The sequence below is a fragment of the Lysinibacillus sp. RS10 genome, assembly GCF_041956855.1.
GTDB classification, from domain to species: domain Bacteria; phylum Bacillota; class Bacilli; order Bacillales_A; family Planococcaceae; genus Lysinibacillus; species Lysinibacillus xylanilyticus_A.
Window position 1 is genome coordinate 2162374 of the sequence record NZ_CP167122.1, and the last position, 25411, is coordinate 2187784.

Annotated in this window: 28 protein-coding genes and 1 pseudogene; 18 read left to right on the forward strand and 11 right to left on the reverse strand. The window is 35.5% G+C overall.

Annotated features, from left to right (window positions below; translation table 11 throughout):
* Nucleotides 1-116 precede the first annotated feature (116 nt).
* Nucleotides 117-701, reverse strand: a complete 585-nt coding sequence (locus tag ACB089_RS11095) for a GNAT family N-acetyltransferase (protein ID WP_374966448.1) — start codon at nt 699-701, stop codon at nt 117-119.
* 624 nt (nt 702-1325) lie between these two features.
* Between ACB089_RS11095 and ACB089_RS11100 the strand changes: the two genes are divergently transcribed.
* Nucleotides 1326-2084 carry a class I SAM-dependent methyltransferase gene (locus ACB089_RS11100; protein ID WP_374966449.1) on the forward strand — a complete coding sequence of 253 codons (759 nt, stop codon included), beginning with the start codon at nt 1326-1328 and terminating at the stop codon, nt 2082-2084.
* Nucleotides 2085-2195: 111 nt separating this feature from the next.
* Here the strand turns inward: ACB089_RS11100 and ACB089_RS11105 are convergent, their stop codons facing one another.
* Nucleotides 2196-2963 (reverse strand): DUF1266 domain-containing protein, encoded by a 768-nt coding sequence (locus tag ACB089_RS11105; RefSeq protein ID WP_374966450.1) that lies wholly within the window; start codon nt 2961-2963, stop codon nt 2196-2198.
* A gap of 565 nt (nt 2964-3528) precedes the next feature.
* Between ACB089_RS11105 and ACB089_RS11110 the strand changes: the two genes are divergently transcribed.
* The 4 genes from ACB089_RS11110 (at nt 3529) to ACB089_RS11125 (ending at nt 5937) form a co-directional block, all read left to right on the forward strand.
* On the forward strand, nt 3529-3630 hold the full coding sequence (locus ACB089_RS11110) for an MBL fold metallo-hydrolase (RefSeq protein WP_374966451.1): 102 nt from the start codon (nt 3529-3531) through the stop codon (nt 3628-3630).
* A gap of 204 nt (nt 3631-3834) precedes the next feature.
* Entirely contained in the window at nt 3835-4383 is a 549-nt protein-coding gene (locus ACB089_RS11115) for a PadR family transcriptional regulator (protein ID WP_368635013.1), read from the forward strand.
* A gap of 136 nt (nt 4384-4519) precedes the next feature.
* On the forward strand, nt 4520-5215 hold the full coding sequence (locus tag ACB089_RS11120) for an ABC transporter ATP-binding protein (protein WP_374966452.1): 696 nt from the start codon (nt 4520-4522) through the stop codon (nt 5213-5215).
* 11 nt (nt 5216-5226) lie between these two features.
* Nucleotides 5227-5937, forward strand: a complete 711-nt coding sequence (locus ACB089_RS11125) for an ABC transporter permease (protein ID WP_374966453.1) — start codon at nt 5227-5229, stop codon at nt 5935-5937.
* A 472-nt stretch (nt 5938-6409) separates the two neighbouring features.
* Here ACB089_RS11125 and ACB089_RS11130 read toward each other — a convergent pair whose 3' ends face one another.
* Nucleotides 6410-7609 carry an alpha/beta hydrolase fold domain-containing protein gene (locus ACB089_RS11130; RefSeq protein WP_374966454.1) on the reverse strand — a complete coding sequence of 400 codons (1200 nt, stop codon included), beginning with the start codon at nt 7607-7609 and terminating at the stop codon, nt 6410-6412.
* A 429-nt stretch (nt 7610-8038) separates the two neighbouring features.
* On the opposite strand from ACB089_RS11130, the gene ACB089_RS11135 reads away from it, so the two are divergent.
* Complete coding sequence (locus tag ACB089_RS11135) at nt 8039-8464, forward strand: VOC family protein (protein ID WP_374966455.1); 426 nt, start codon at nt 8039-8041, stop codon at nt 8462-8464.
* The gene (locus ACB089_RS11140; protein ID WP_374966456.1) at nt 8457-8834 is read left to right on the forward strand and encodes a VOC family protein; all 378 of its coding nucleotides are present in this window, start codon (nt 8457-8459) and stop codon (nt 8832-8834) included. The genes ACB089_RS11135 and ACB089_RS11140 overlap by 8 nt, the downstream gene beginning before the upstream one ends.
* 449 nt (nt 8835-9283) lie before the next feature.
* Here ACB089_RS11140 and ACB089_RS11145 read toward each other — a convergent pair whose 3' ends face one another.
* The 3 genes from ACB089_RS11145 to ACB089_RS11155 all read right to left on the reverse strand — a co-directional run bounded on the left by ACB089_RS11145 (nt 9284) and on the right by ACB089_RS11155 (nt 11012).
* Nucleotides 9284-9637 carry a cupin domain-containing protein gene (locus tag ACB089_RS11145; RefSeq protein WP_374966457.1) on the reverse strand — a complete coding sequence of 118 codons (354 nt, stop codon included), beginning with the start codon at nt 9635-9637 and terminating at the stop codon, nt 9284-9286.
* Nucleotides 9638-9658: 21 nt separating this feature from the next.
* The gene (locus ACB089_RS11150; RefSeq protein ID WP_374966458.1) at nt 9659-10573 is read right to left on the reverse strand and encodes a class I SAM-dependent methyltransferase; all 915 of its coding nucleotides are present in this window, start codon (nt 10571-10573) and stop codon (nt 9659-9661) included.
* 289 nt (nt 10574-10862) lie between these two features.
* Nucleotides 10863-11012: a penicillin-binding protein gene (locus ACB089_RS11155; protein WP_374966459.1), complete on the reverse strand. Its 150-nt coding sequence runs from the start codon at nt 11010-11012 to the stop codon at nt 10863-10865.
* Nucleotides 11013-11661: 649 nt separating this feature from the next.
* On the opposite strand from ACB089_RS11155, the gene ACB089_RS11160 reads away from it, so the two are divergent.
* Nucleotides 11662-12219, forward strand: a complete 558-nt coding sequence (locus ACB089_RS11160) for an isochorismatase family protein (RefSeq protein WP_374966460.1) — start codon at nt 11662-11664, stop codon at nt 12217-12219.
* A 215-nt stretch (nt 12220-12434) separates the two neighbouring features.
* Here the strand turns inward: ACB089_RS11160 and ACB089_RS11165 are convergent, their stop codons facing one another.
* The gene (locus ACB089_RS11165; RefSeq protein ID WP_374966461.1) at nt 12435-12740 is read right to left on the reverse strand and encodes a hypothetical protein; all 306 of its coding nucleotides are present in this window, start codon (nt 12738-12740) and stop codon (nt 12435-12437) included.
* A gap of 461 nt (nt 12741-13201) precedes the next feature.
* Here ACB089_RS11165 and ACB089_RS11170 point away from each other — a divergent pair, with 461 nt between their 5' ends.
* From ACB089_RS11170 to ACB089_RS11190, 5 genes are all read left to right on the forward strand, one after another.
* Nucleotides 13202-13669, forward strand: coding sequence for a GbsR/MarR family transcriptional regulator (locus ACB089_RS11170; RefSeq protein WP_374966462.1), 468 nt, complete (start codon nt 13202-13204; stop codon nt 13667-13669).
* Between the two features lie 11 nt (nt 13670-13680).
* Nucleotides 13681-14499, forward strand: coding sequence for an alpha/beta fold hydrolase (locus tag ACB089_RS11175; RefSeq protein ID WP_374966463.1), 819 nt, complete (start codon nt 13681-13683; stop codon nt 14497-14499).
* 24 nt (nt 14500-14523) lie between these two features.
* The gene (locus ACB089_RS11180) at nt 14524-15090 is read left to right on the forward strand and encodes a DUF1697 domain-containing protein (RefSeq protein WP_374966464.1); all 567 of its coding nucleotides are present in this window, start codon (nt 14524-14526) and stop codon (nt 15088-15090) included.
* Between the two features lie 309 nt (nt 15091-15399).
* Nucleotides 15400-16143 carry an amidohydrolase family protein gene (locus ACB089_RS11185; protein WP_374966465.1) on the forward strand — a complete coding sequence of 248 codons (744 nt, stop codon included), beginning with the start codon at nt 15400-15402 and terminating at the stop codon, nt 16141-16143.
* A gap of 423 nt (nt 16144-16566) precedes the next feature.
* Nucleotides 16567-16779: a hypothetical protein gene (locus ACB089_RS11190; RefSeq protein ID WP_374966466.1), complete on the forward strand. Its 213-nt coding sequence runs from the start codon at nt 16567-16569 to the stop codon at nt 16777-16779.
* 98 nt (nt 16780-16877) lie between these two features.
* On the opposite strand, the gene speG is transcribed toward ACB089_RS11190, so the two are convergent.
* A complete protein-coding gene (speG, locus tag ACB089_RS11195) occupies nt 16878-17393 on the reverse strand; it encodes a spermidine N1-acetyltransferase (RefSeq protein WP_368634999.1) in 516 nt (171 codons plus the stop codon).
* Between the two features lie 206 nt (nt 17394-17599).
* On the opposite strand from speG, the gene ACB089_RS11200 reads away from it, so the two are divergent.
* Both ACB089_RS11200 and ACB089_RS11205 read left to right on the forward strand, forming a co-directional pair.
* Nucleotides 17600-18172: a histidine phosphatase family protein gene (locus ACB089_RS11200; RefSeq protein WP_374966467.1), complete on the forward strand. Its 573-nt coding sequence runs from the start codon at nt 17600-17602 to the stop codon at nt 18170-18172.
* A 102-nt stretch (nt 18173-18274) separates the two neighbouring features.
* Nucleotides 18275-18436, forward strand: a complete 162-nt coding sequence (locus ACB089_RS11205; protein WP_374967668.1) for a hypothetical protein — start codon at nt 18275-18277, stop codon at nt 18434-18436.
* A gap of 170 nt (nt 18437-18606) precedes the next feature.
* Here ACB089_RS11205 and ltrA read toward each other — a convergent pair whose 3' ends face one another.
* The 3 genes and pseudogenes from ltrA to ACB089_RS11220 all read right to left on the reverse strand — a co-directional run bounded on the left by ltrA (nt 18607) and on the right by ACB089_RS11220 (nt 22339).
* Entirely contained in the window at nt 18607-19869 is a 1263-nt protein-coding gene (gene ltrA, locus ACB089_RS11210; protein WP_374963429.1) for a group II intron reverse transcriptase/maturase, read from the reverse strand.
* 599 nt (nt 19870-20468) lie between these two features.
* Nucleotides 20469-20984 (reverse strand): TerB family tellurite resistance protein, encoded by a 516-nt coding sequence (locus tag ACB089_RS11215; RefSeq protein WP_068984436.1) that lies wholly within the window; start codon nt 20982-20984, stop codon nt 20469-20471.
* 1016 nt (nt 20985-22000) lie between these two features.
* Nucleotides 22001-22339, reverse strand: a pseudogene (locus tag ACB089_RS11220) (cupin domain-containing protein).
* Nucleotides 22340-22578: 239 nt separating this feature from the next.
* Here ACB089_RS11220 and ACB089_RS11225 point away from each other — a divergent pair.
* From ACB089_RS11225 to ACB089_RS11235, 3 genes are all read left to right on the forward strand, one after another.
* Nucleotides 22579-22743 (forward strand): hypothetical protein, encoded by a 165-nt coding sequence (locus ACB089_RS11225; RefSeq protein ID WP_374966468.1) that lies wholly within the window; start codon nt 22579-22581, stop codon nt 22741-22743.
* Nucleotides 22744-22749: 6 nt separating this feature from the next.
* Nucleotides 22750-23295, forward strand: coding sequence for a hypothetical protein (locus tag ACB089_RS11230; protein WP_374966469.1), 546 nt, complete (start codon nt 22750-22752; stop codon nt 23293-23295).
* 317 nt (nt 23296-23612) lie between these two features.
* Entirely contained in the window at nt 23613-24485 is an 873-nt protein-coding gene (locus tag ACB089_RS11235) for an exosporium protein D (RefSeq protein WP_374966470.1), read from the forward strand.
* Nucleotides 24486-25411 lie beyond the last annotated feature (926 nt).

A 25411-nucleotide genomic window follows, 5' to 3' on the forward strand; every position in this document is an offset into this window, starting at 1 on the left:
GTCTATCATCAAAGGCCCATTACTATTGCGATAAGAGGGGAGAATATTATAAAATTTAGATTCAAGTCGAAAAACGTTTCAAAATCTAAAACTTGGACGAACAGTTTTTAAGAAAATTATCTATTTAATGATTTTGCATTGTACTCTTCTTTAAGCAATCCGTATATTTCTAAATCCACTACTCCTTTACCAGACCAAAACGTTGCTTGTCTTAAAAGTCCTTCTTTTAAAAAGCCATTTTTCAGGAGAACCTTTTTGGATGTTTCATTTAAAGGCATAACCTCAGCCTGTATTCGGTTAATATTAACTTCCTCAAATAAAAATTTTATGAGCATTTTTACAGCTTCAGATGCAATGCCCTTACCCCAATAATCCTCTGCCAAAAAATAACCAATCGTTACCATATTCACTTTTTGATTAAAGTCTATTGCTTCGATCATGCCAACCAACGTATCGCATTGAGGCTTTTGGAAAATGCCCCATTTTACTCTGTGTTTTTTCTGATAATCTCTGTCAAAATGCCCGATCATTTTACTCACAGTTTGTAGGTTATGTTTAGGAATTATCCCACAATATTCAAATACTTTGTCATTATCATAGATTGCAAATACATCCTGTAAATGTGCATCTTCAATTTTTTTCAGCACTAGATCTTCTGAGCTTAATAATGGGAAAGCTGCAAACACTTTTTCTACATTCATATGATTCTCTCCTTGCTTTTTATCGTAAATAACTGGCAGTAAGAACTCCACTTCAAGTTGATGAAGTTGAATCAAAGCGATTAAACGGGGACAACTGCTACTAAATGCCCGATTGGTTTGGGCAACAGTTTTTGATAATTTGTGTTAATTCGTACATTATATTGTAGAAATGATTGAAAATAAATCCTTTTTTGGGAGGGAGGTCTTTGAATTAACCAAATTCGAAATCATTCGCCCGTATAAAATAGTCAGATTGTGGTTCATCACCAAAACGTGTGGTTGATTTCCGTTCCGACTGGGCGCTTTCCTGGGGGCGTCCGATGAGCCGCTTCACTCGCGTTGCTCGCTCCAGGGTCTCATCTGTGACGCTGATCCCCAAGGAGTCACCCAGCCTCCACTCCAATCAACTTATTTACATAGTATATGTTTTAACAAATGTCACCCACGACTTTTGGTGATGAGCCCAGATTGTGTTATATTGATTAAAAATGTATAATTTACCTATATTTTACTGAAAATGAGTGATTTACGATGATAGTCAGCTCTTTTATTCCATCAAAAAAAATTAAGGTGTGGAAGAACTAAGAATAATAGATTCTTCTACGCGAAATCGGAGGAATTGACATGTATAGTTATTACGGTCCTTTATGTACAGAACTTTATGATTTGACAAAACCAGTAGGATATTCTATTGGTGGGGATATTGAATATTATCTTGAACGATTAAACGGAACAAAGGGAAGAATACTTGAAGCGGGAGTTGGCTCTGGACGCTTCTTAGTCCCTTTACTCGAAAAGGGATATAATGTTGAGGGGATCGACTACTCGCCTGAAATGTTAGATTTATGCCGAAAAAGCTGTAAAGAAAGAGGATTCAAGCCAAATCTATATGAAGGTAACTTGAGCAATTTTTCATTAGACTCGAAATATGAAGTGATTGTAATGCCGACAGGTTCGTTTTGTTTAATAGAGAATTCAAAAGATGCGATGGATGCATTAAAATGTATGTATAATCATTTAATACCTGGAGGTCGCCTAATTGTAGACTTGCTTTTACCTACAGACTGGCGAACAGGGGAAATTGCTTCATCCTACTATGAGATTTCGAAAGAGGAAGGAATTGCATTAGAAAGAAAATCCGTTGAAATGAACTGGATCGATCAATATACGCTAACCATTTTAAAATATGAAAAATGGAGAAATGGTAAATTAATTGATACAGAATTACAAAGGTTTCCGATACGATGGTACGGAATAGAAGAATTCCAGCACATATTAACAAGCATAGGTTTTTCTGATATTACTTGCTCCGCTGAATATGTTTACAACAAGAAACCTTTAAAAGAACAGTCATTAATTACATTTGAAGCTGTTCGTAAATAATAAACCTGCTAGATTTTAGCTAAGGAAGTCGCTAAAATCTAGCAGGTTTTTTCTAATAGTTTTTATCATATTCCATTTTTTCTAAATGTATAAACCTTGTCCAATACTGAATTATCGGCTTTCTGCTACGGGTAGCTTAATGCTAAATTCATTCCAGATCGAGTCCTTTTCACCTAGCAATTCCTTCCCATTCCAAATGATGTCGTAAATGTCACCCTCATATGCAATGCCTCGGCCAAATGCAAAGGAAATAAAATAGTCCTTCCAAGATTGGAAGTGAGGGCTAGCGGCATCAGCAGCTCTCTCTATATAGCTCCATGCCTGTTCTTCGGTTATATAACCAAGTATGTAGCTCCATCTTGCAATATTTACGGCTCTATCAAAATCCCAGGCAGCAATAGTGTCCACCCGGTCAAAATCGGATTTCGTAAAGGAAAGCTTCTTCATAATCGCTTCTTGGGCTGATTCATAGCATTCCTGCGATTTACCCACTTCCTCCTCTGTAAAAGATTGGCCAGCTTTCAACGCCAGAAGAAGCTCATCATACTTCGTACGGTGCCCTTCCGAAATCAGCCATTCCAGAGTTTGTACAGCCTCCTCCGGATTACTAATGTCCCAATATGAAGATAGGCCTTCTTTCAAAGTTTCATGATCTACCTTCATCGACAGTATCCGTGGCGACTCAGAGCGGTAAAGAGCGAGATTAGCACCATATGCAAGCAAATGCTGTTTTTCCTTCGGCATAGGGTTAGCCATCTCCATTTCTGCTCGCATTTTTTTATTCTGTTTTTCAATTCGCTTGCTCGCTGTGATCAAACCCACGATAATTAAAATTACAATTGCCACAATAATTCCTACAATAATTAGAAAAATCTTCAAACTGTCACATTCCTCTCCATGTTTTTATTTTGCGCCATTTAAAATAGAATCACTCACTTTTAGTAATGTATAGTAAAATTATACATTTGCTGTATTAGTTTTACAATGTGACTATTTTATTACTTATTACCATTGGTGAGGATGACAATTGTTGATTGGTATAGAGGTGTTTGCACGATGGATTACTAAAGGGAGGGGAAATGAAGAGGAAGTTAGTTAACAAAGTCGCTAGTTTCGATTTTTTGCTTGCTATATTTTTACTGTATAAAGAAAAAATATGATTGTCTACAATTCACTGAGGAAGAAGGGTTTTCCATGCATAAAGATATGAAGTATGGTAGCGACTTTAAATATATTCCAACAACTTCAATTTGGAGTGGAAAAGGTGTAGAAGTATTGCCTGATTAATACCAGCACGATTCAAATTGTTAATATTATGCTTTACGTTGAACCTCATAAAAGTGAATTTATAATTAGTGGATGCTGGTATGCCAAAAAGTGCATATAACATTATTTCAATAGCAGATAGGGAGTTGGATCAAAGAATCGACCTTAAGCATTAATTTTGACTCACGGTCACTTCGATCATGTAGGGGCGATAATTGATTTAATTGAACACTGGGGGATGGCGGTGGCGATTTTCCTTCATGAATGTAAAAAGCTGTAGCAAATAAATTTGCTACAGCGAGAATTGAATCATGCCCTTTGATGGCGCAATATGTTTTATTTTATCATAAAAAACTTTATAACGATGTATTTAGTTTTTTACAAAATTTCAATGTAGTCTGAAATAATTAAAAACCTATTGACAAAAAAATGCAGAATCGTTATAGTCAATTTATTCAACGTTGAATATAAAAAGGTGATTATTATGACAAGGTTATTAGTTCTTGCTATGTTGGGTCTAAAACCAATGACTGGCTATGATATTAAAACAATGCTTGAATTAAATGATGCTGAACGATGGGGTGGTGTACTAATCGGCTCTATCTACAATGCCCTAAAAAAGCTTGAAAAAGATGGCTATATAGAGGTGGCTAGTATTGAATCGACGGGTCATAGGCAAAAAGCAATTTACCAAATTACTGAAAAGGGAAGGGCACATGAGCAAGAATTGATTATCGAGGCTCTTGAAAAATCTTCTGTAGTTTATCCCACAACTTTGTATTCTGGTGTATCATTTGCATTTAAATTGCCAAACGCTCGAGCAGTTGAAGCACTAGAAAAGCAGAAAAAGATTTTAGAACATGAAGAAAAGGCTATCAATGCTGGTTATGAAGCTAAACTGATTGCTATGCAAGGTGAAATGCCAGCGTTAACACAACTAGCATTTGATAATATGCTAGAAATTGTAAAAGTACAATCGAAGTTTGTTAATCAAGCGATTGACATTATGAAAAAAAATAACTCTCTCGAATGAGGGAGTTAAAAAATAGCCATATAGTCAACGTTGAATATACAATGTTAACTTATTTCTGCAGGCGTTTAGAAAGTTAAAGCTTGGTTGATTCCCGACGCAATTATGTCGAGGCAAAATTGATAGGAGGAGAGAAAATATGAAAAGGCTAATTAGTGCTAGACAATTAACGAAAAATTATAAGGCAAGGTGTGTCGTTGATCATATAAATGTTGATATTCAAGAAGGTGAAATAGTAGCTTTAATTGGCTCAAATGGTGCTGGGAAAACAACAACCATCAGTATGCTTCTTGGTATTATTCCTCAGGACAGTGGAACAATTGAATACTGGACATCCGATTATAAAAAGGAAATAGGCACGCAGCTTCAATCAACACCATTTTTCGAAGGCTATTCCGTAGAAGATAATATGAAATTATTTGCTGCATTTTATGGAATGACATTATCGAACAAGATGATTGAAGACAAGCTCGCAGCCTTTGATTTACTGCATGTAAAAAAAACGCCTGCAATCAAACTGTCGCTAGGACAGCAAAAACGCTTAGCCATTATCGTGACATCTTTGCATAATCCTAAGCTAGTCATTTTGGATGAACCTTCTGCAGGATTAGATCCAAGGGGGCAAAAGGAAATTCAACATATCATTAAGCGCTTAAAAGAAAGTGGCGTTGCCGTGTTATTTTCTTCCCATGATATGTTGGAGGTTATGAATGTGGCTGACAGAATTTTAATCATGCATCACGGAAAAATAATAGCAAATGGTTCACCTGATGATTTAATAGCGCAATACCAAACTCAAAATTTAGAGGATTTATTTTTTGAATTAACAAAGTGAGGAGTGAGAGGATGAAAACTGTTTTTTTATTAAACTTAAAATCCAGCATGAAAGATATGTATTTACTATTTTGGTCAATTTTAATGCCATTTGCGGCAATTATTGCGTTAAGGATATTTTTACCGAACTATTCAGGAGATTATATAGAAGGAATCGTTGCTGTTAGTGTATTTTTTTATTCATTTATGACTACAGCTTTTATAGCGTTATCTCAAAGAAAACGAGGCGTTTATAATTTACTGCACGCAACACCCTTGCCTTTATGGAAATATATCGTCAGTGTTTCGAGTTCATGGTCTGTCATAGCTATTATCCTGTCATATATAGTGCTGTTATTCGCTTTAGTCATCAATCAATTGAAATTTTCCATATATGTTCTTCTTTATATGACACCAATTATTTTAATAGCTTCGTTAAGTTTTGTTTTTTTAAGCTTTTTTATTTCAAGTCTCGTGAAAAATGAAGGACATTTGAGTATGACAGCTAATGTTCTGATGATTCCAATGCTCCTTTGTAGTAATGCATTTTTTACAATGGAAAAGGCGCCAGACTTTATACAATATATTAGTCTAGTAAATCCATTTGAATGGTTTTTAAATGGCATTAAAGCTGCATTTCTAAATAATTTTAGTTTATGGGGGGAATCTTTGCTCCTCTTAATGGGATGCCTTGCTTTGACACTAATTATTTCCTTAAAAACATTTAAGTATAGTGATCAATAATTGTAAAAGCAATAAATTAAATGACCAGAACTCAAAGTCTGGTCATTTTGTAATGTGCACCAGCATACTCAACAACTAGGTGGTGAAAGTCCACTACAGGCTTTATAGCTCAGTTACTTCGTTTCGTTTTTTAAAATTTTGTCTACTTGACAGGGGTCACTTTAACTTCTTTCAACAGGAGTCTAAACACCCGCTGAAAGAAGTTAAAGCCTCTGATGGATGTCACGGAATCGGAAAGGAGTTCTTAGGGGATGTTAGCCTAAAATCATCGCATCCATGCGATAACGGCTAACTGACCTGCATCGGTAAAAACGCCACGTCCTGTGGCATTACCGAAATGACCGACATCGTGTCGGCCCTCGTGCAGGCCTAAGTATAAAGCCGATTCCGGAAGCAAATATGCCGTGGCATAATTGCTATATTCAGGGCTCTTTTGAAAATCAACTTTATCTACAATTTTTTCTGTATCATTTTATTTGTTATATTTCTGAAGGAATACCTTGAGCTTCTCGTAAGTAATTTGGGTATTCAAACTACCTAGTACTCCATCATAAACATGTTCAGCTTTCGGAAGATAATAGATTTCATGAGAAACATTATTCTTTGAAAGTTCCCTGTCCAATATTATAGCTTGTTCTGTTGGGACAAGACTATCGCTCGTTCCTAAAAACATAATGGTAGGTGGTGTGTGTTCACCAATATAATTGACAGGAGAAAGCTTTTGATAACGATCAGGATATTGTGAAGGTGTGCCCCTTATATACTCTTTCATAACATTTTGCACATAGCCCGGACTAGGGTTATTCTGATAAAACTTTGTCATATCTGACGGTCCATAAAAGTTAATCACGGTATTAATAGGTACTGAAGGTACATCGGTGGACGGTGGTAAAGTTGTGTCACCCATACTATAAGCAGCAAGCATAGCTAGATTTCCACCTGCTGAATCACCCATTAAGTTTATTTTTTTAGGATCAATTTTGTAAGTATCCGCATGTTCTACTACCCATCCTATTGCTGATTTCACATCAGCTACCTCATCTTTCCATCCTGCTTGGGGAGGCATGCGATATTCTATATCAAAAACAGTAAATCCTAATTCACTTAACCATTGATTCCAATAAGGGGCACTCGCTTTACTACCTTCAACCCATCCGCCTCCATGTACCTTAATAATAGCGGGGGTACGTGTGTTTTTTAATTTTTCATTGGCGGGCCACATATCAAGCTTTAACTCAACGCCATCTGTAGTTTTTCCGTATACGATATCTTTTATAAACGTTGATGATATTTCTGTTTTGTTAAAAAAGTGAGAGTAAAGTGAAACTTGAACATTTTCTTTTTTGGCATAGTTCTCCATTTCTATAATTGGCTCTATAATTAAAAATACATTTATTAACAATAGCGGGATCGAAATGAATTGAGCGATTTTAGCTTTCTTCCAAGAAGCAAGTATTAATAGCACTATGATAAAAAATGTTAGAATTAATAAAAACCATGGAGTGTACAATGCAAGCGTTCCAAGGAAACCAACTACACTAAGAATATTAGTTGTATTAAAAATGGCATATGTGATCATGGCAATAAGAAGTGTTAGTACCATTGAAAAGCCTGTAAGTAGCCACTGAAAAAAACCTTTAGGGCGCCATAAGGTTAATTGTTTTTGTTCCATATTTCAAAATTCCTCCATACTAAAGATATATTTTATCTCTGACAGTACATATCCTCCAAAAAATTTATGAATCAAATACACTCGGATATTAAAGTACCTTATACAATCCTCTCTCAATATTATATAGAATCAATTTTTTTATTAGTATAGTTAATCTACAAAAAAGAAATATAGATAAAAAAATAATAGATAGTGGATTTACGTATTAGACGCACACATAAATTATTTATGATTGAAAATGTTATAGATTCTTTAAAGTTTATGAGACCAGAACTCGGAATTGAGTCTGGTCATTTCAGACTGTAGTCAAACACTACTTTGCGGACTAAACTTAGCATTTTGTGAGGATGAAATTGTAGCATTGACTTAAAAGGGATTTAAAAGCCTAAAATAGAATAATTCACTAAAGACATTAGAGAGAGTGATGGGATGAGTGAAACGCTAATAAGAATAGGAACTACTTATATTCCAGTCAGCAATGTAGGACTGTCTTGTGAATGGTATGTAAGTAAATTAGGTGCAGGATGCAATTATCAAGATAATGATAAAGCCATTCTTAATTTTGCCAATCAAAGTTTTTTTCTTGTTAGGTCAATGAACAATCAAAGCGCCAATTTCATTGATTGCTATGGGGAAGAACATTTTTCGCTAACCTTTGAGGTGGATGGATTAAGTGCATTAGAGATTATTCGTAATGTTTTTATCGATAAAGGAGTTACAGTTGGAGAAGTTGAAAATAGGGGACATGCGGGAAGAAATTTTGTTTTTTATGATGTAGACGGAAATAAATTCGATGTATGGAGTGAGCTGAGTCCTACTTTTAAAGAAAAATCCAAGGAGGAGAAATATGAGTAAACCTATATTGAAAGGAGTAGAAGCCATATTTATTCCGATTAAGGATCCTGAATTATCTGCTACATGGTATGATGAGAAACTGGGATTTACACTTCTATATATAGAAGAAGGCGCGGCAGTTATGAAAATTGATGAAAATTCTCAAACGGTCGTATGTTTAGTAAAAGCCAAAAATCATACACCACTAAATTTCCCGGACAATTATTTTGGCGTCGGAAAATACTTCAATTTTATTTCGCAAAACATTGAAGAAACTTATCAATCATTAATTGAAAAGAATGTAAGAGTTAATGAAATAGATGGAGAAGGACAGACGAAATTTTTCACCTTTTATGATCCTGATGGAAATCCACTAGGAGTTTGTCAATAAACTATATAGAAACACTATTTCCTGAACAGTAAATCTATAGAGGGTCACTTATTATTATAAGTGACCCTTAGTAACGAAGCTCGGAGGTGTAAGACTAAACCATCTTACATTACTAACATATGATACGATGTTATTCTTGCATAGTTAATTGCCTGAGAAATATTTTAACTTCTTTCAGCAGATGAATGCGATTTTTAGTTGCTTTTCAGCGGGTGTCCAAACATCCGTACCTGTCGCTACGCTTTCGGTACAAAAAACATCCGCTGAAATAGAGGAACTCAAGCTAAGAGCTTCACATCCTGTGAAAACGCCTGAGTGACCAACGTCGTGTTGTTGCCGCTGCCGCTTCGCTTTCGCACAGACAAAACCCTTTTGCTGACGCTACGTTAGCACTGCGCTTTCTCACAAAAAACATCTGTTGGCCTAAGCCTCTGGCGGATGTGAGTAACTCACTTTAAAGCCATAAAAGTTGCAGGATTCAATTGTTCAGATTCTATCACGATGGCAGTTAATCCTTTATCCGATTTTGTTTCATGCCATTCATCTTTCTCCCAAAAAATTGCGTCACCTGTTTGGACTTTAAAATATTGCTCCTGTTCGTTTCTTACAAATCCTTCGCCCTCTATAATTAAGAGTAGCTGGGGAACTACAGCTTGATGATAGCCAATAACACCGTTTTCTTCTAAATACATACACCCGATACTAGCTGATGCTTCGGTGTTGATAATGCGAGACATAATAAATTTTGAATTAAACTGTGAGATGTTTTTACCATGTACTTTAGAAAATTGATAAAACTTCATTAGATTCCTCCGAACTTTATATCATTTTTTTACAGCATGCACGTAATGAATCGTTTCAAAGGCTGTTAGATAATCTTCCCGATTGTCAAAGTAAAGCTCATTAATGTTACTTGGAGATAAATGCTCATAAATAAGTAGTCCTGATTTTTCTAACATCTTTTCCATTTCCTCATAAGTAAAACACGATTTCATTGGTTCACCACTTGCAGCAGCCATTTTCACCATGTTGTCCACTCGATTAGAGAGTCCTTTTTCTTTAAATAAGTTTTCGTCTGCATAATCCATTACTATAGAGCTTCCAGATGGTAAATTGGCAAACAAATGCTCAATCAAGCTTGAAGTTTCCTCTTTCGTTAAATAATAAGAAACACCTAGTAGACTAAAGAAAGTTTTTTTGTTGTCAAAGCCGCTATTTATTAGAGTTTGATGTAAAAACCTTTTCGTGAAGTCCATCGCAACAAAATGTACATTACTAGGAAGTTTAAAATGAGTTTCATTTAATCTTGTCTTTTTAAATTGCTGTGTTGCTGGTTGATCGATTTCAAAAATTTCTAAAATATGTCCAAGTTCTGGGTGTCTAAAACTAAAAGTATCTAATTCTGCTCCGAGAATGACATATTGTTGTAAGCCTAGCATTACTTCATTCAGTAAAACCTTTTCACAATATGCTGCACGTGCTAAGGGCGTAGGGGAGAGTTGAATTTGCACAATCCATTTCAATAGTTCTTTCGTATTTCCGTTTAGTTTTTCTGCGATTTCTTTGTTGAAAAACTGTATGCCTTGCACCATATTTGTTTGAATATCATTAAATTCTTTTACTGTGATTAAATCTTTTGCTATATAGTCATCAAAAATTTTAGGGGTATCGAATTGGCTATGATAAGCTCTGCTAAAGGCTGAGATTAATGAAGTTAAACTGGATTCACCTTTGTTCATGCAAATACACTCCTTATAAAAAAAATAGGATTCCCCCGGCCAGGAGAATCCTATTATAGTAATTTATTATATAAAAGTAAATTATTGCATATAAATATTTTTTTGTCAAGTTTATAGTCTTGGAATCATTGAGATTTTGGTTTCCTTATTCTTAAATTTCCGAAAAAAAACCATTCTCAAGGTCTATGTAAGTAAAAGTAAATACTAGGGCCACTTAGATTTCAGTGACCCGAGTAACAAGTTTCATAGGTGTAAGGGCTATATTAGTTGAAAGAACCATTTCTTTAAACTAGTCAGATTCAATTCGGATAGCTTGAATATCTTGGCAATCGACAATAATCGTTGAACCAGGTTCAGTGGTTGGATCTGTGAAAAACGCGCAACAATCTTTTTGATCGAAGTTAATAAATACAACATCTTCAATTATTTGACCCCCCAATAAGAAAAGATCTACTTATGTCTGAACTGGTAATTTTCTTAATTTGATTACAAACACAACCTTTACAACGATTGATAGTTTTCTTAACATGGTTTTCTTTTTCAACGCAAGATAAACACTTTTTACGCATATTACTATTAACATTTCTACTAATGCTCATGTTCAAACTTCCTTACTAGTTTATTAAAGAAATAATAGCCTTACACTTGTAATATATGATTGCAAGATGAAGATTGACTGGCAATTTGTCTATAAACAACTAAATAAACAATAAAGGAGTGTAATGGTGGGAGTATTAGCAAGGGCATATAAAAAAATGCCGTAACGGAGGATGCTGTATATCTTCTATTGATTACCTCTTCGTGATCAATATTGATATAGTAGGAAATCATCATTATTTCACATTACCTACTTAATAGAAATTTATTAAAGTTGGCGTGTTGATTAGGGAAAAATAGTTTGTTATTAAAGTTACTTGTTATGGAAAATTATGATAAAATTTTATTGTCTGAAAATTTTAAAAAGACAATTTTGTTTAGGGGGTATGTATGATGACAAACAAAAATAATGTTAACGTAATAAATAAAAAGAGGAAAACGTCTAACTATTGATTATATAGCGTTTCCTCAAATTGAAAGGGGAAAATTGTGTGAATCAAGCATTACTTATTATTGATGCTCAACAAGAGTTAATTGACGGTAATCAGGAGGAAAGAGCTGTTTTTAATAAGGAACAGCTTGTTAGGAATATCAATTTAGTTATTGAGAAAGCAAAGGAATCCAATGTTCCGGTTGTGTTTGTAAGAGATCTCGATGTTGCAGAAGGTAAAGGTACTGGGTTTGATATTCATAATGGAATTAATGTACCTATAGAAGCAAAGATTTTCGATAAAAAGGCAACAAATTGCTTTCATGGGACAGGACTTCTAAATCATATACAGTCTCAATCGATTATACATGTTGTTGTGATGGGCTGTTCAACGCAGCACTGTATCGATAGTGCAGTAAGAACCGCGACAATTAATGGTTTAGATGTTACCTTAGTGGGTGATGGGCATTCAACAGTTGACAGTGATGTTTTAAGTGCAGAGCAAATTATTAAGCATCATAACAGAACTCTTCATGGTCATTACAATGTTGACCACTTTTCTGTTGTTAGGAATGCAGAAGAAGACTTATTTCAACCTACACATGATTCGTATCGATAAAAATATCAAAGGGCACTCATATTTGATTACGGGTTCGGCTGATGGGGAAAAAAACACTAAAAGTAATGTGAAAAACAACTTAATTGACACTCATTTTAATAGTAAGTTAGTAGCATAAACGGCAGAAAAAAAGCGCTTAGTAATCTAAGCGTTTTTTTGTGTAATAATTTATTAACCTAATTGAACTAATGTCCTCGTTTGACTGACTAAGGTTATTAAGTATCACCGTAGTATTCTGCAAAATGTAAAAATCCAAATTTCCATACAAGAAAGTTTTTTAATTCGCCCTGAGTAGCTTTTTCTATTGGAGGATTTGTTAGGGTGTATGCTTTGGCATTTAATTCAGCAAATTTATCTTTATCTATTTCATTATGTTCTTTATCTTCAATAATTCCTGAAGAAATTGCAGCTTTTGGATAACCCATAAAAAATATATGTGTTCTTAATGCCATACTTGGTGTTGAATGCAACAAGATAATTACAACCAAAAAAGAAACAATAATTATAACCTTTTTCTTCAAGTCATCCTCCCCACCAATGGACGTTAATAATCTATAAAATATTTTAACATAAATTTTCCATTACATCGAAAAATTAGTTCTCTTAAAAAAGCTAAACACCTAAGATAAATTATATCTTTTAAATCGAATTTTTTATCAGCAATTCCTAATCGTTGTTCGGACGTTTCCATTGTTCTGTTAGATTTATAGGCGAAACAAAAATTGTAATAAGTTCGACGGATTGCGATGGTTATTTATACTATTTTATCCAGTTTTGGCACATGTTTTAACAGAGGCAGGGACATAGTATATAATTAAAGTAAAAATAAAAAATTTCAAATTAAAAAAGCGCGAGAAATAAACGTTTCTAAAATTGATTTCTCGCACTTTTTATGTTACCTAGCCTACTTTAATATGTATGCTAATTAGCGCATTAAAACTTTACTGTACATTATATCGCCTATTGCAAAGAGGTGTACGACATGGAAAACACTATATTAAACGATGAGCAGAAGGTATTAATTGAGGATTTTGGAACTTATATAGAATCCTCAGGTGGTGCAAGATCACTTGGCAAGATATGGGTATATTTGTTGATATCAGGTATTCCAAAGTCACTGGATGACATGGTGAACGATTTGCAAATTAGCAAAGGAATGGCATCATTGTCCGTTCGGCAGGGTGTTCAAATCTCTTTGTTTCGTAAAGTAGGGATTCCTGGTAGCAAACGAGATTTCTATCAACTGCATTCAGACGCATGGGCATCGACTTTGCATACGAGCATTGCTCAGGGTGTATTGATGGGACAATATTTGGGTCGAGCGAAGGAGTTAGTTCTTGAGGAACAGGCTGTATCAACCATCGATGAGAGTATCGAGTTTTTTGAATTTGTTATTCAACAGACGCAGCAAATTTTAGTCCAGTGGGAAGAACGAAAGGGTAGTAAGTAGGAGGAATCTTTATGCCAAAAGTTAATGCGAACGGTATCACGATCCATTACGAAATTAAAGGTCAAGGGACGCCCATATTGTTTTTGCACGGGAGCGGAGCATCATGGAAAATGTGGGAGCCTCAATTTGAAGCATTCACTTCACGCTATCAAATGCTTATGCCCGATTATAGAGGACATGGTGAAACGACAAAGGAATTCCCTAATAATGAATATGATCATCATATTATTGTGGAGGATATCAAATGTTTTCTAGATGTACTTGGAATTAGCAAAATTCATGTAGTCGGTGTATCGCAAGGCGGCCAATTGGCTACACTGCTCGCGATAAAATATCCAACATATGTAGATAAGCTTGTAGTCTCTAATAGTTATAGTGAGATGCCCACAATTGCAGCTAACTGGGTACTGACGATATCAAATTTTATATTCAGTCTGCTTCCATACCGTACAATTATAAATCTCATGATGAAATTTTATAAGGACGACGATTATACTCAGCAGATTTTAAGGGAGTCTTTTTCAATTGATAAGAAAATGCTGCTTGCAATGAAAAAAGCACCATTTCCAACCCATACTGATCAATTGCAACGAATAACGTCGCCTACGCTTGTAATGGGTGGTGAAGGAAAAGTTATGACAGGCGTTGATGAAGGGAAAGGATCCCGAACTATTTTTAACCATATTCAACATGCACAACTAGCATTATTCAAAAATGCATTCGATCCATTAAGTACGATGCGCCGAGATATATTTAACGAGATGATTATTGACTTTCTAGAGGATAACCCTTTGAAGCAATATAAGGATGTAGATATTTTCAGTAAATAAAATGGAGATAAAAGGCGGGATCGTATGACCATTTATATCGCACTACTTAGAGGCATTAATGTAGGCGGACACAATAAAATAATCATGGCCGAATTAAGAAGTTCCATGGAGCAACTAGGATTACAAAATGTGAAGACATATATCCAAAGTGGAAACATCCTTTTTGAATCAAATGAACATGAGGACATTTTGCAAAAGAAAATTCACGATAAAATTAAAGAAGATTTTGCGATATCTAGTGTTGTTGTCATTAGGACAGCAGAAGAATTACAGCAAATTGTTCGTCAATCTCCATTTTCAGAGGAAGAGGTTTCAGAAGCGAGTAATTCCTCTAAAGGGGAATGTCTGCATGTTGCTTTGTTACCTGCATCTCCAACTAAGGTCGATCGTGACAAGTTCTTAACTTTTACAAATGAAAGAGAACTGGGTGTCATAAATGGAAGAGATGTGTATCTTCTATTCTATGACAGCATTCGAAATTCCAAACTTATTAATAATCTAAAAAAGCTTGAGGTTCCAGCAACTGTCCGTAATTGGAAAACGCTCATGAAGCTTTCTAATATGGTCGAAGAACTCAAACAATCTAAATAAAGTGATCGACAGTAAATAATTTCATGATCTGTTCAGAATCTGTTGTGAATGATGTGGAAACCTATCAATGTCATGGTGAACAAATGAACACGCATTAACCCAAAAGCCCGGTCAATCACCAATTTTTGTGTACCTGGCATTTTTTCGTTTTGATAAATTGGGCTTTATAAGGTTGTATCTGGTGGCTAAGCAGAGCGGCTTATTAAGATGACCTGTATCTTGATAAGATAAGCTTATGTGATTCTATAAATATTCATCACTTTTCTTTATGTTTTATATTTGATAACTTAAAAGAAAGGAGGCGGAAAGATGAAAATTTTTGATGCACACTTTCACATTATTGATTTTGATTTTCCTATTACTGAAAATCAAGGATATGTACCACCGAGCTATGTTGTAGAAGATTACCAAAAAGACACAGCGACTTATACTATTGGAGGGGGTGCCATTGTATCTGGTTCTTTCCAAGGTTTTGACCAAGGTTATTTAGTGAATGCTTTAGAGAAAATGGGTTCGGCATTTTGTGGTGTTACGCAACTACCATTTTCGGTGACCGATGATGAGATTATTGATTTACATAAAAAAGGGGTACGCGCACTACGATTCAATGTGAAGCGTGGGGGCTCCGAAGATTTATCGAAGCTCGATTACTTTGCGAGACGAGTTCATGATTTAGCTGGTTGGCATAGTGAACTATATATAGACGCAAAAGACTTGCCTGACATTGCCCCAACGATTGAAAAATTACCAGCTATTTCGATTGATCATTTAGGGCTCTCCGAGGAAGGCTTACCTCATTTGTTGAAGCTCGTAGAAAAAGGTGTACGAGTTAAGGCGACAGGCTTTGGTCGTGTGAAGCTCGATGTAGAAAATGCTTTGAAATCTATTTATGCTACCAATCCTGAGGTGTTAATGTTCGGAACAGACTTGCCATCCACACGAGCAAAAAGACCTTTTGCTTATGCGGATGTTGAACTAATTCAAGAATTGTTTGATGCAATGGCTGCGGAAAAAATTCTTTATCAAAACGCGATGAATTTTTATTTCAAGTAATTAAGATAGATGAAACAAATGAAATCGTAGAAATTGATAACTGCCTTTCACATATTTGTGGAGGGTTTTTATTATGCGTTATGAGAGCAATCGAGAAGGGAAACAGTACGTCATCTCTATACAATCTCTATACAAAATGTTTTTATGATTTCAATAAAAATGGCTTCTACGAAAAATAATATACTTGCCCGGCTGATGTTCAGTTGGGCTCTTTGCTTTTTATAAAAAATGGCTCTTATATTCTGCATTTAGAAAAATAGTTGTTGGGGGTTAAGAAATGATAGGAACCTGTTTGTAAATTTTTTGATGGGCAATTTAATCACTTAACCATATAATGTGTAAGAGGCGTTTGAAAATAGTCATAGTCCGTAGTTCGAAGATGAAACGCAATTGATACTTAAAGTGTAGGAGTGGTATTTTGAAATGTTTATAGTGGCAATATTGATTACTTTAATTTTCGGTAGTATTTCTTACATGCTGTTGAAGCATCCTGAGGGTGCAATACAGATGAGTTCCTTTTCAGATAAATTCAAAAAGAAACCATTTTTAAAGAAGTACATAAAGTTTATGGGTTGGTGGTTTTTATTACTTGTGATAGCAGCGTGGATTGTTGCAATCATCTCCTTATTCGAATAGCTTCGTAATACGCCACAGCTTAGTATTGGTTATGCCCTTCTATGGCTTGTTCGTCATAGGAGGGCATAACTATAGAAAAAATACAATTAAATGTATAGTTATTTTTTATTATCAAACTCATATTGGAATACACACATGCGATAGGCGTCTCGATATTTGCCTTCCGTAAAAAATTCTTCTTGCAGTTCTCCCTCAATATGAAATCCTGCTTTTTTGTAAACGTAAATAGCTTTTTCGTTTTCCTTATCAACAATTAAATATAATTTGTGTAGGTTTAAAATATGAAAGGCGTATTTCATTGCCAAAGTAGTAGCAGTATAGGCATATCCTTTACCTTGGCAATTAGGATCAATAATAATTTGAAATTCTGCATTGCGGTGGATCAGGTCAATTTCAACTAATTCAACTAATCCAAGAATTTCATTTTCTTTTTCAAGTATAAAACGTCTTTCACTTTGTTTGTGGATATGCTTTTCAAATAGGTCTTGGAGTTCTACAAAAGATTCATACGGTTCTTCAAACCAATAGGACATGATTCTAGAATCATTATTTAATTTATGAACATACTTTAAATCTTCTCTTTCTAACGGTCTTAACTTAATACTTTCTCCCATAATCAATGATCCTCCTAAAATGATAAAGTTGTATGTTTTACATACAATCAATTATGTCCGTTTCACACTTTAAGCTATATAGTAACTATATAGTCAAGGGGCAAAAAAATTACAAGTGTTAATTTTTTTAAGCATATCATTTTGTTTTCTTATATGTAAAGATTTAGAATACATAGTAAATAACAATGAAAATATAGGGGGCATTTATGAAGACATTCATATATATGGTTCGACACGGTGATTCGCCAAAATATGGGGACGAAAGAACAAGAGAATTATCTGAAAAAGGCAGATTAGACGCTCATCTAATAACTGACATATTACAAGAAGAGGGGATTGACACTGTTATCTCAAGCCCGTATCGTCGTTCAATCCTAACTGTTCAAAAAGTAGCTGAGCTAATTGAAAAAGAAGTAATTGTCTTTGAAGACCTTAAAGAGAGAATTTTTAATGCTGAAGACACGCGGATGTCTGACAAGGAATTATTTCCTTTAATACAAAAGTCATTTTCTGATTCAAACTTTGCTTTAAAGGGAGGAGAGTCCAATGCTGATTGCCAGAAACGAGCTATAACAGTTTTGAAAGATATAGTAAACATATATCAAGGAAAGAGAGTAGTGATTGGCACGCATGGGGCTGTTATGACTTTGATGATGGGGTATTATGACAGTAAGTACGATTTGAACTTTTTACTTCAAACAACAAAACCGGACATATACAGAATGGAATTCGATGGGCAAGAATTGGTGGACGTCAAAAGATTGTGGGAAATTTCTTAGTTTTACATACATAAGTCAGTGTAGTAGTGGAATTTGAATTAATGGCCCTTTATGGTGCAATTTATGCGAAAAGAAGGTAGATTAATGTTATGTTTTTAGGATTTGAATGGTTACCATAAAAAATGGGGAAAAAGAAAAGTATCAGAAGAGTTTCAACAAGCAAAATTTACTGAAGAAGGTAAAGGGATTACGATTATTACGTATGCTATAGATTTATATGTACTATCTATTCCTTTAGTTGTAAAAAAATATAATTCACTTTAATAAAACGGTTAGCAAGAGGCTTTACATTGAAGGACTTACAGCAGGGTAACATAAAGACTAATCGTTTGATAAAGACATATATTACGTATCATCTAAATCGAGTAGGAGGGAGTGACTAACTCCCGACCTCTCCAACCACCGTACGTACGGATCCGTATACGGCGGTTCAATTAAGATGAATAACGCAAGATTTCATAACGAGCTTGCAGACTTTTGAGCCCTTGGTTACTCCAATAAGAGTTACCAAGGGTTCTGTGTAATATTGGACTTTTCGAAATACGCCAGTAACTCTTGCGAGTATTGCCCCATTCGTAAGCCTTCCAGTCTGGAACTCCTAAGCGAATAAGGTTGCGCACTTTCGTACGAGGCTTCTTCCAATTCTTCCATAAACACATGCGAAGTCTTCTTCTAATCCATCCATCCAGTGATTCAAATATTGATTTCGTATCCGCTAATGAAAAGTAGCCACACCACCCAATTAAGTATTGATTCAATTGTTGAATTCGGTACTCCATTGGAAATGGCTTCTTTCTAGCTGTTAATTCCCGAATTTTGTTCTTCATTCGCTTTATGCTCTCTTTCGCAATTCGAACTTGTGGTTCTTTGCGGGAGGTAAAGCTAAATCCTAGGAATTTACGTTGCCAAGGACGAGCCACTGCGGATTTCTTCTCATTTATTTTCAATCGCAGCGTCTTCTCAATAAAGGTTTTGATACTTGCCATCACTCGTTCTCCTGCTCGTTTTGTTTTCACATAAATATTGCAGTCATCGGCGTAACGGACAAATTTATGACCACGTTTCTCTAATTCTTTGTCTAATTCATCCAGCACAATGTTTGAGAGAAGTGGACTCAGTGGACCCCCTTGGGGTGTTCCTTCATCTGTATCATAAACGACACCATTTATCATGACACCCGATTGCAAGTATCTACGAATCAGCTTGAGTAGAGGTTTATCAGAAATTTTCTTCGCTAATGTACTCATTAGACGGTCATGGTTTACTTTGTCGAAGAATTTCTCTAAGTCCATATCTACTACCCAGCGATATCCTTCTTTTATATAGCCTTTGGCTTCTCGGATTGCATCGTGAGCACTTCGTTTTGGTCGAAATCCGTAACTATGATTCGAGAAGTTCGGGTCGTATAGGTTGGATAGCACTTGGGCAATTGCCTGTTGAATGAGTCGGTCTGTCACGGTTGGGATTCCTAATAGTCGCACACCGCCGTCAGGTTTCGGGATTTCGATTCTGCGAACTGGTTGTGGTTGGTAGGTTCCCTCAAGAATTTGCTTCTTAATCGTTAGCCAGTTTTCGACTACATGCTGTCGTAGGAATTTTACGGGCATTTTGTCTACTCCATGACTCCCTTTGTTTCGTTCCACCCGTTTGAGTGCGAGAAGCAGATTCTCTCGTGATAAAATTTGATTCATTAACATCTCGTTCGACTCCTCCGTGAATAGCTTGTCTTCTTATAACAGTTTCTACTGCACCCGCTCAATGTCCCTCATGGGATTCACCATTACCTCCATTAAGTCGGTCCTTCTGGATTTTCTGTGTTTATCATAGAAAACTGCATGCCAAGGGCTATTCTCTCCGAATTGTTCGGTCCTTTCCATTCATTCTAGAAGTGAATGGTACTATGACCTCTGCTGACTTCTGATGGTTCAGCTACCTATCGCTAAGTAGGTTACAAAGTGTACTTTGCGTTTCCATCAGACCTCCCCGGGTAAGCGTATGCACTTTCACACCATCTATCCGCCTCATTTACTCGATATGACCTTCGACAGAAAGGACTTTGTGTTGTTGTGCACACTCATCCAATCATACCTAGCCTTATATGAGATTTGTGTTCCTCGGACCGGTGTTTTGCCTCCAGCTTCCTTCAGATTCCGCGTCGCCACGGACACCCTTGCTCTTGGCTAACCTCTACTTCTGTCTTCGAGGTTCGGGACTTGCACCCTATAGTTCATACGCATGCCGGGCGCACACAAAAGACTAGGTACTCATTAATATGAGTACCTAGTCTTTTTAAGTGTCATCCAACAGGAAGCTCTACTTTAAATCCTGGTTGATTTTTAGCGTGGTTTGGATTAATGAATACAGAACGGTCATTCTTTAGTACAATAACTTCAAAGAATGGTTTGAATCTTTCTTCAGAAATTCCGAAAGCATTTAAGAATTTGCCGAATAATTGTTGTTCTTCAATTTCAGCTTCGCCATCAGCAAATGAAGAATCAATAATATTAACTAAAATACACATTTTTTGAGCATCCGTTAAGACTGGTGAAGCTTCGCTTAAAAATTGTTCTACAGAATTAGTTCGCACATATTTTATAGCTTTGTCCATTAAATCACCATTATTACCACCGATATATACAGAGTTACCTTTTTTCGCCCCACCGAGAACTGCTAATAATTGACCTAACTCCTCGTTATCGTATTCTCCATCTGCACCCATCATATAAAGTAAAGATGTTGCGAATGCGAAGTGAGGGTTCATACCTTGTTCGTTGTGTTCTTTGTCACCTTTAAACATATCAAATAATCCCATAATAAAAGCCTCCTATGATTTTAAAAGAAATTTATAAAAAATTACATCGTTTTATACAAAAATGTAATAGTTTATCATATTATAATAGTATTTTTATGTACTAATATAACCCCTTAAAACTTACAAAATACGATCCCATTAGTATGAACTTGCTTATTAGAACGTAAAAGAATTCCGATTGGTAATAGCCAAGTAATTATTCCAAGTACAGGGCGTCCAAGATTAAGCAAACCGAACATATTCATTTTCCCTTTATATATTAAAGAACGAAAAGAATTGGAAAAGGTTTCTGCATCACTATTGCTAAATAACGTTGTTAGTATTCAATATTATTAAGTTTTGTAGGTATCAAATAAAAAAAATGTAAAAGCGGCTGAGACATAAGTACATTTTAAAAGCAAAATTCAAAAAAATTACATCAGAAAAGCGCGAGAAATCAACGTTTCTAAAATTGATTTCTCGCGCATTTTTAGTTGGTAGTCAAACAGTTAGTAATAGTTTCGCGGTATGCGAGAGGTTAGAGAGCTTGTTATAGATAATCTCCAATTAGTACATTACTTATCTAGTTTATCAGCTATTCTTTTTAGAATTTCAGTTTGTTCATTTTGTATGTTAATAATTTTAAATACAAACCAAACTATAAATACTAATGGTGCAAGATAGAAAAGTAATAGAAATAAAATAGGTATAAAACCGAGTAATAGTTCCATAATTGTATAAAAACCTCCTTATTGGATTATTATACCTTAATATTTTGTGGTTTAGATGTCAACTTTAGACTGGTGGTTGATTATTTCTAGTATTTGTGGATTTTGTGAATAAGTCTGTGAATAAGTTCAGAATATTGTGATTACAGAGGGCGCAATGGAGTAGAAGCATCGTACGAGTAGAAAAAAATAAAGGCTATACAGTAAAGCTGGATATGCTCCTGGCTATCAATATTACTGCACAATATGAGGATTTTGAGGAGTATTCATAATAAAAAAATGTAAACAAAAGCGCCAATTAACTGGCACTTAAGATTTTCCTTTAATATCGTTTTCTTTTGTTTCAAAGCATAGATTTACTGTTCTTCCAGTTGAACGTGTTCTATGTTGGGTGAAAGCTGGTACTTTAAATATTTCACCTGGAAAGTAAAGAAATAGTTTCGTTATTTTCTAGATCAATAAATAACTCTCCTTCAAGAACCATAAATATTTCATCTGTATCATGTCATGTTCATGCCAATGATACTCACCGTCTATAACGACTATTCTTACAACATGATCATTTACTTCAGAGACTATAAAATTTGTATACTCTGAGATATCAGAAACTGTTTGTAGTAGATTCATTTTTTCAAGTATTGGATCCATTTAATTAACTCCTACCAATAATGGTTATTATTGGTATTTCACGAGGTCAGTATTAAAAACACAATAATAATATCCTAAGGTTTTTCTCATGGATGCACGTTATGGGCTTTGATTTGTGATTTCAATTGATTTTATTCGTAATGGTGGGGGTGCAAACGCTGGTCACAGTTACGTAGGATTATATAGCGAGTACTGGGGTTATGATATTCAATCTCATCGTGATCGGGAAGACATTGAATATGCGGAAGAAAATGTTCAGTTTGGAAGGTGATCTGAATGGAGGCAAGGTAACGAAAGAAAATTTATTGCAATGGATTGAGGATTATAGCTGGATGATTGAAACAATCGAGGAAGCAAGGCAACTAGTAGCAAAGGTTGATAACAACAGCTACATTGGTGCATAGACAGCTATGTATGAGATTGAGGCAACGCTACTGATGGCGAGTGGAGGAACGAGTGATCCAGTATTTATTGAGGTACAACGACGAGTGTATTCAAGCAATAAACGCAATAGTGAATATGAGTTTAAGGTTGCAGAGGTGCAGCAACGTATTCCATTAGTTCACGGTGACAGAGAGTTGAGGTGCTTCACAGGCTCCTTAATGGGAAAACATCGGAAGTGGTGTTTATGGGATATGGCTAATTGGGATGAAATTAAAATAGAATGGGAAACCACAAAGATTACACAGGCTGATCTTGCTGAAAAGCATGGAGTTAAGCTTGGGACATTCAAGAGCCGTAAGTGCCGCGAGAAATGGTCGAGGGATGCAACTAAAAAGGAAGCAACCAAAACGGTAAAGGTTGCAACCATTTCAAGTAAAGATGCAACTGAGTTGGAGGATAAGGAAATCATACAGGATGAACCGCTTAAGAAAAATGGGCTAGTGAAAAGGCCAAAGAACGAGAATAATTTTATGCAAGGAATATTTGGAAATGAATTTGAACAACTAGCGTAAAGCCAGATAAATCAACAATGTATAAAATACTGGATAATCAATAAAAAATGTAGTTGGAAGAACATTGTTCTAACAGTGTTTTTGAAATATTCAACTTCCGGAAACTGAAATTATGTAAACCTAAAACGAATATCAAATTCATGAAATGTATAAGGTATTACCCCGTGATTAAAAAAGCTCTTAGGAGCTTTTTTAAAACTGTTTTTTGCTTTATTTTAATAAACTAATCCATTTCTACGCATATGCTCAATCCTTGTGAATCATTTATCATATCCTAATATCATTATCATTCAATCAAAAAAGAGGTGTATTAGATAATGAACTTAAGTTTTAATTGTGGTTGTGAAGAAAATTGTACATGCAACTGTTGTACACCATTAAGATTTCAAGCAAGAGATGTATGTCAAATATCTCAAGAGAAGCCATGTATTTCAGGTTCACCTAGAAAAGATGATGATTGTCGGATTGCAACGCATACGATTCAAGGAGATATATTCAGATCGTTTATTATATTTTCTGGTGCAACAAATCAAGTGGTTTTTGAGGACTATACAAATAATCATAATAAAACCCTTCTTACATTGCGATCACTTGATACAACCGGATCCGCAGCTGTCCCGCTCACTGTCACAATTACAACTCGGAACCCCAAAAAAACCATTATAGAAACAATTCCAGGTGCAAGAACACGCTCCTTTCAAGTGGAAAATCTAGAAAGTATCACAGTTGCAAACTCTGCAGCTATTAATGGTACATTAGGCGTACTCATGCAGAAAACATTTTGTATTACTTGTTCAGGTCAAGCAGATCAAATTGATACTCATACGATTGATGGTAGTGAGACGTTTCTAGAATTTCCTGTTTCTACAAGAACAACGGAGCAAGTCGTTTTTCAGGATTATACATGTAATCACAACAAAACACTTATACAAGTGAGATCTGCTCAACTTGCAGGCGAACCGAATGCCGTCCCGCTCCCGATCGAAATTAATACACGCAGTGGTTTAGAAATTAATGTAGTGATTCCAGCACTTGGGACGCGAGCTTTTCAAGTAGAAGATTTCGAGAGTCTTAAAGTTTCAAATCCTGGTGGTGAAGCTTTTGGACAACTGAGTGTTTTAATTCAAAAAACATTTTGTATTTGTTGTGATGGTAATACCAGTCTTGACTGTAAGAATAAAAGATGCTGATCGCTAATTTTGAAGAAAACACCCGATTCAATGGAATATACAAGGTGCCAGGTACAGACACACTTCGCGTCTGACTATAACGTTTATTCATCTTGAACTCCCATGAAAGAACTTAATCATCTTTCATTTTCTGTGATATAGCGCTGGTTTTTGCGCTACATGGATGGTTAACGGGTGCGTTAGTTGGTGCGACACGTTCCTGGCTTAAATGAGTTGTGGTGAACACAATCTCGGTAAAGGTCAGGCAATTTATGATTTAAATTGAAGGGTATTATCAAGGAGTCGAATGATGAGGTAACGCTCAGAAAGGCTCCCCCTGCATCGAATAGCACGCTATATAGTAAGGAAAAGCGTGTTATAAGCTCGGTTAATAGGCTTAAGAATTTACCGTAACAGTTCAGCTGACGAAACCCTACCCGATGGGGTGGTGTAAATCATAATGCTTGGGTTGAATAGATATGGTGAGAATGTATGAAAGACACATAAGATTAGTGTACTACTGGCGAACTTCCGAATGTACGGATCTAGACGCACATAATATAGAAATGTATTAACTACTATATGTAGGGTTAGCTGTGGATGAGTAAGAATCAACTATATGAAAGTCCATCTTATGTTACAGGCATATGCAACGCTAACAGGTCCATAGGAAGCACCTAAGTTTATTCCATAATAGATAATATTCAACGTGGTAAGCTGATAACGTGGAGAGCTTACTCTTGATGAAGCGTTGAGAAGGAAAATAATCGTGAGATTAGCGAGTATATAACTTCTCTTTATATCAGTGAAAGTGGTGGTATAGTACCGTTGAAGCGTGTAATGAACGTGGAGGGATAACCACTAGATTAATACAAGATTTATTCACCATGCAAGGCAGTTCTTCAACGATTAATAAGGTTCCCGCGAGACTAATAGAGGTTCAGCTC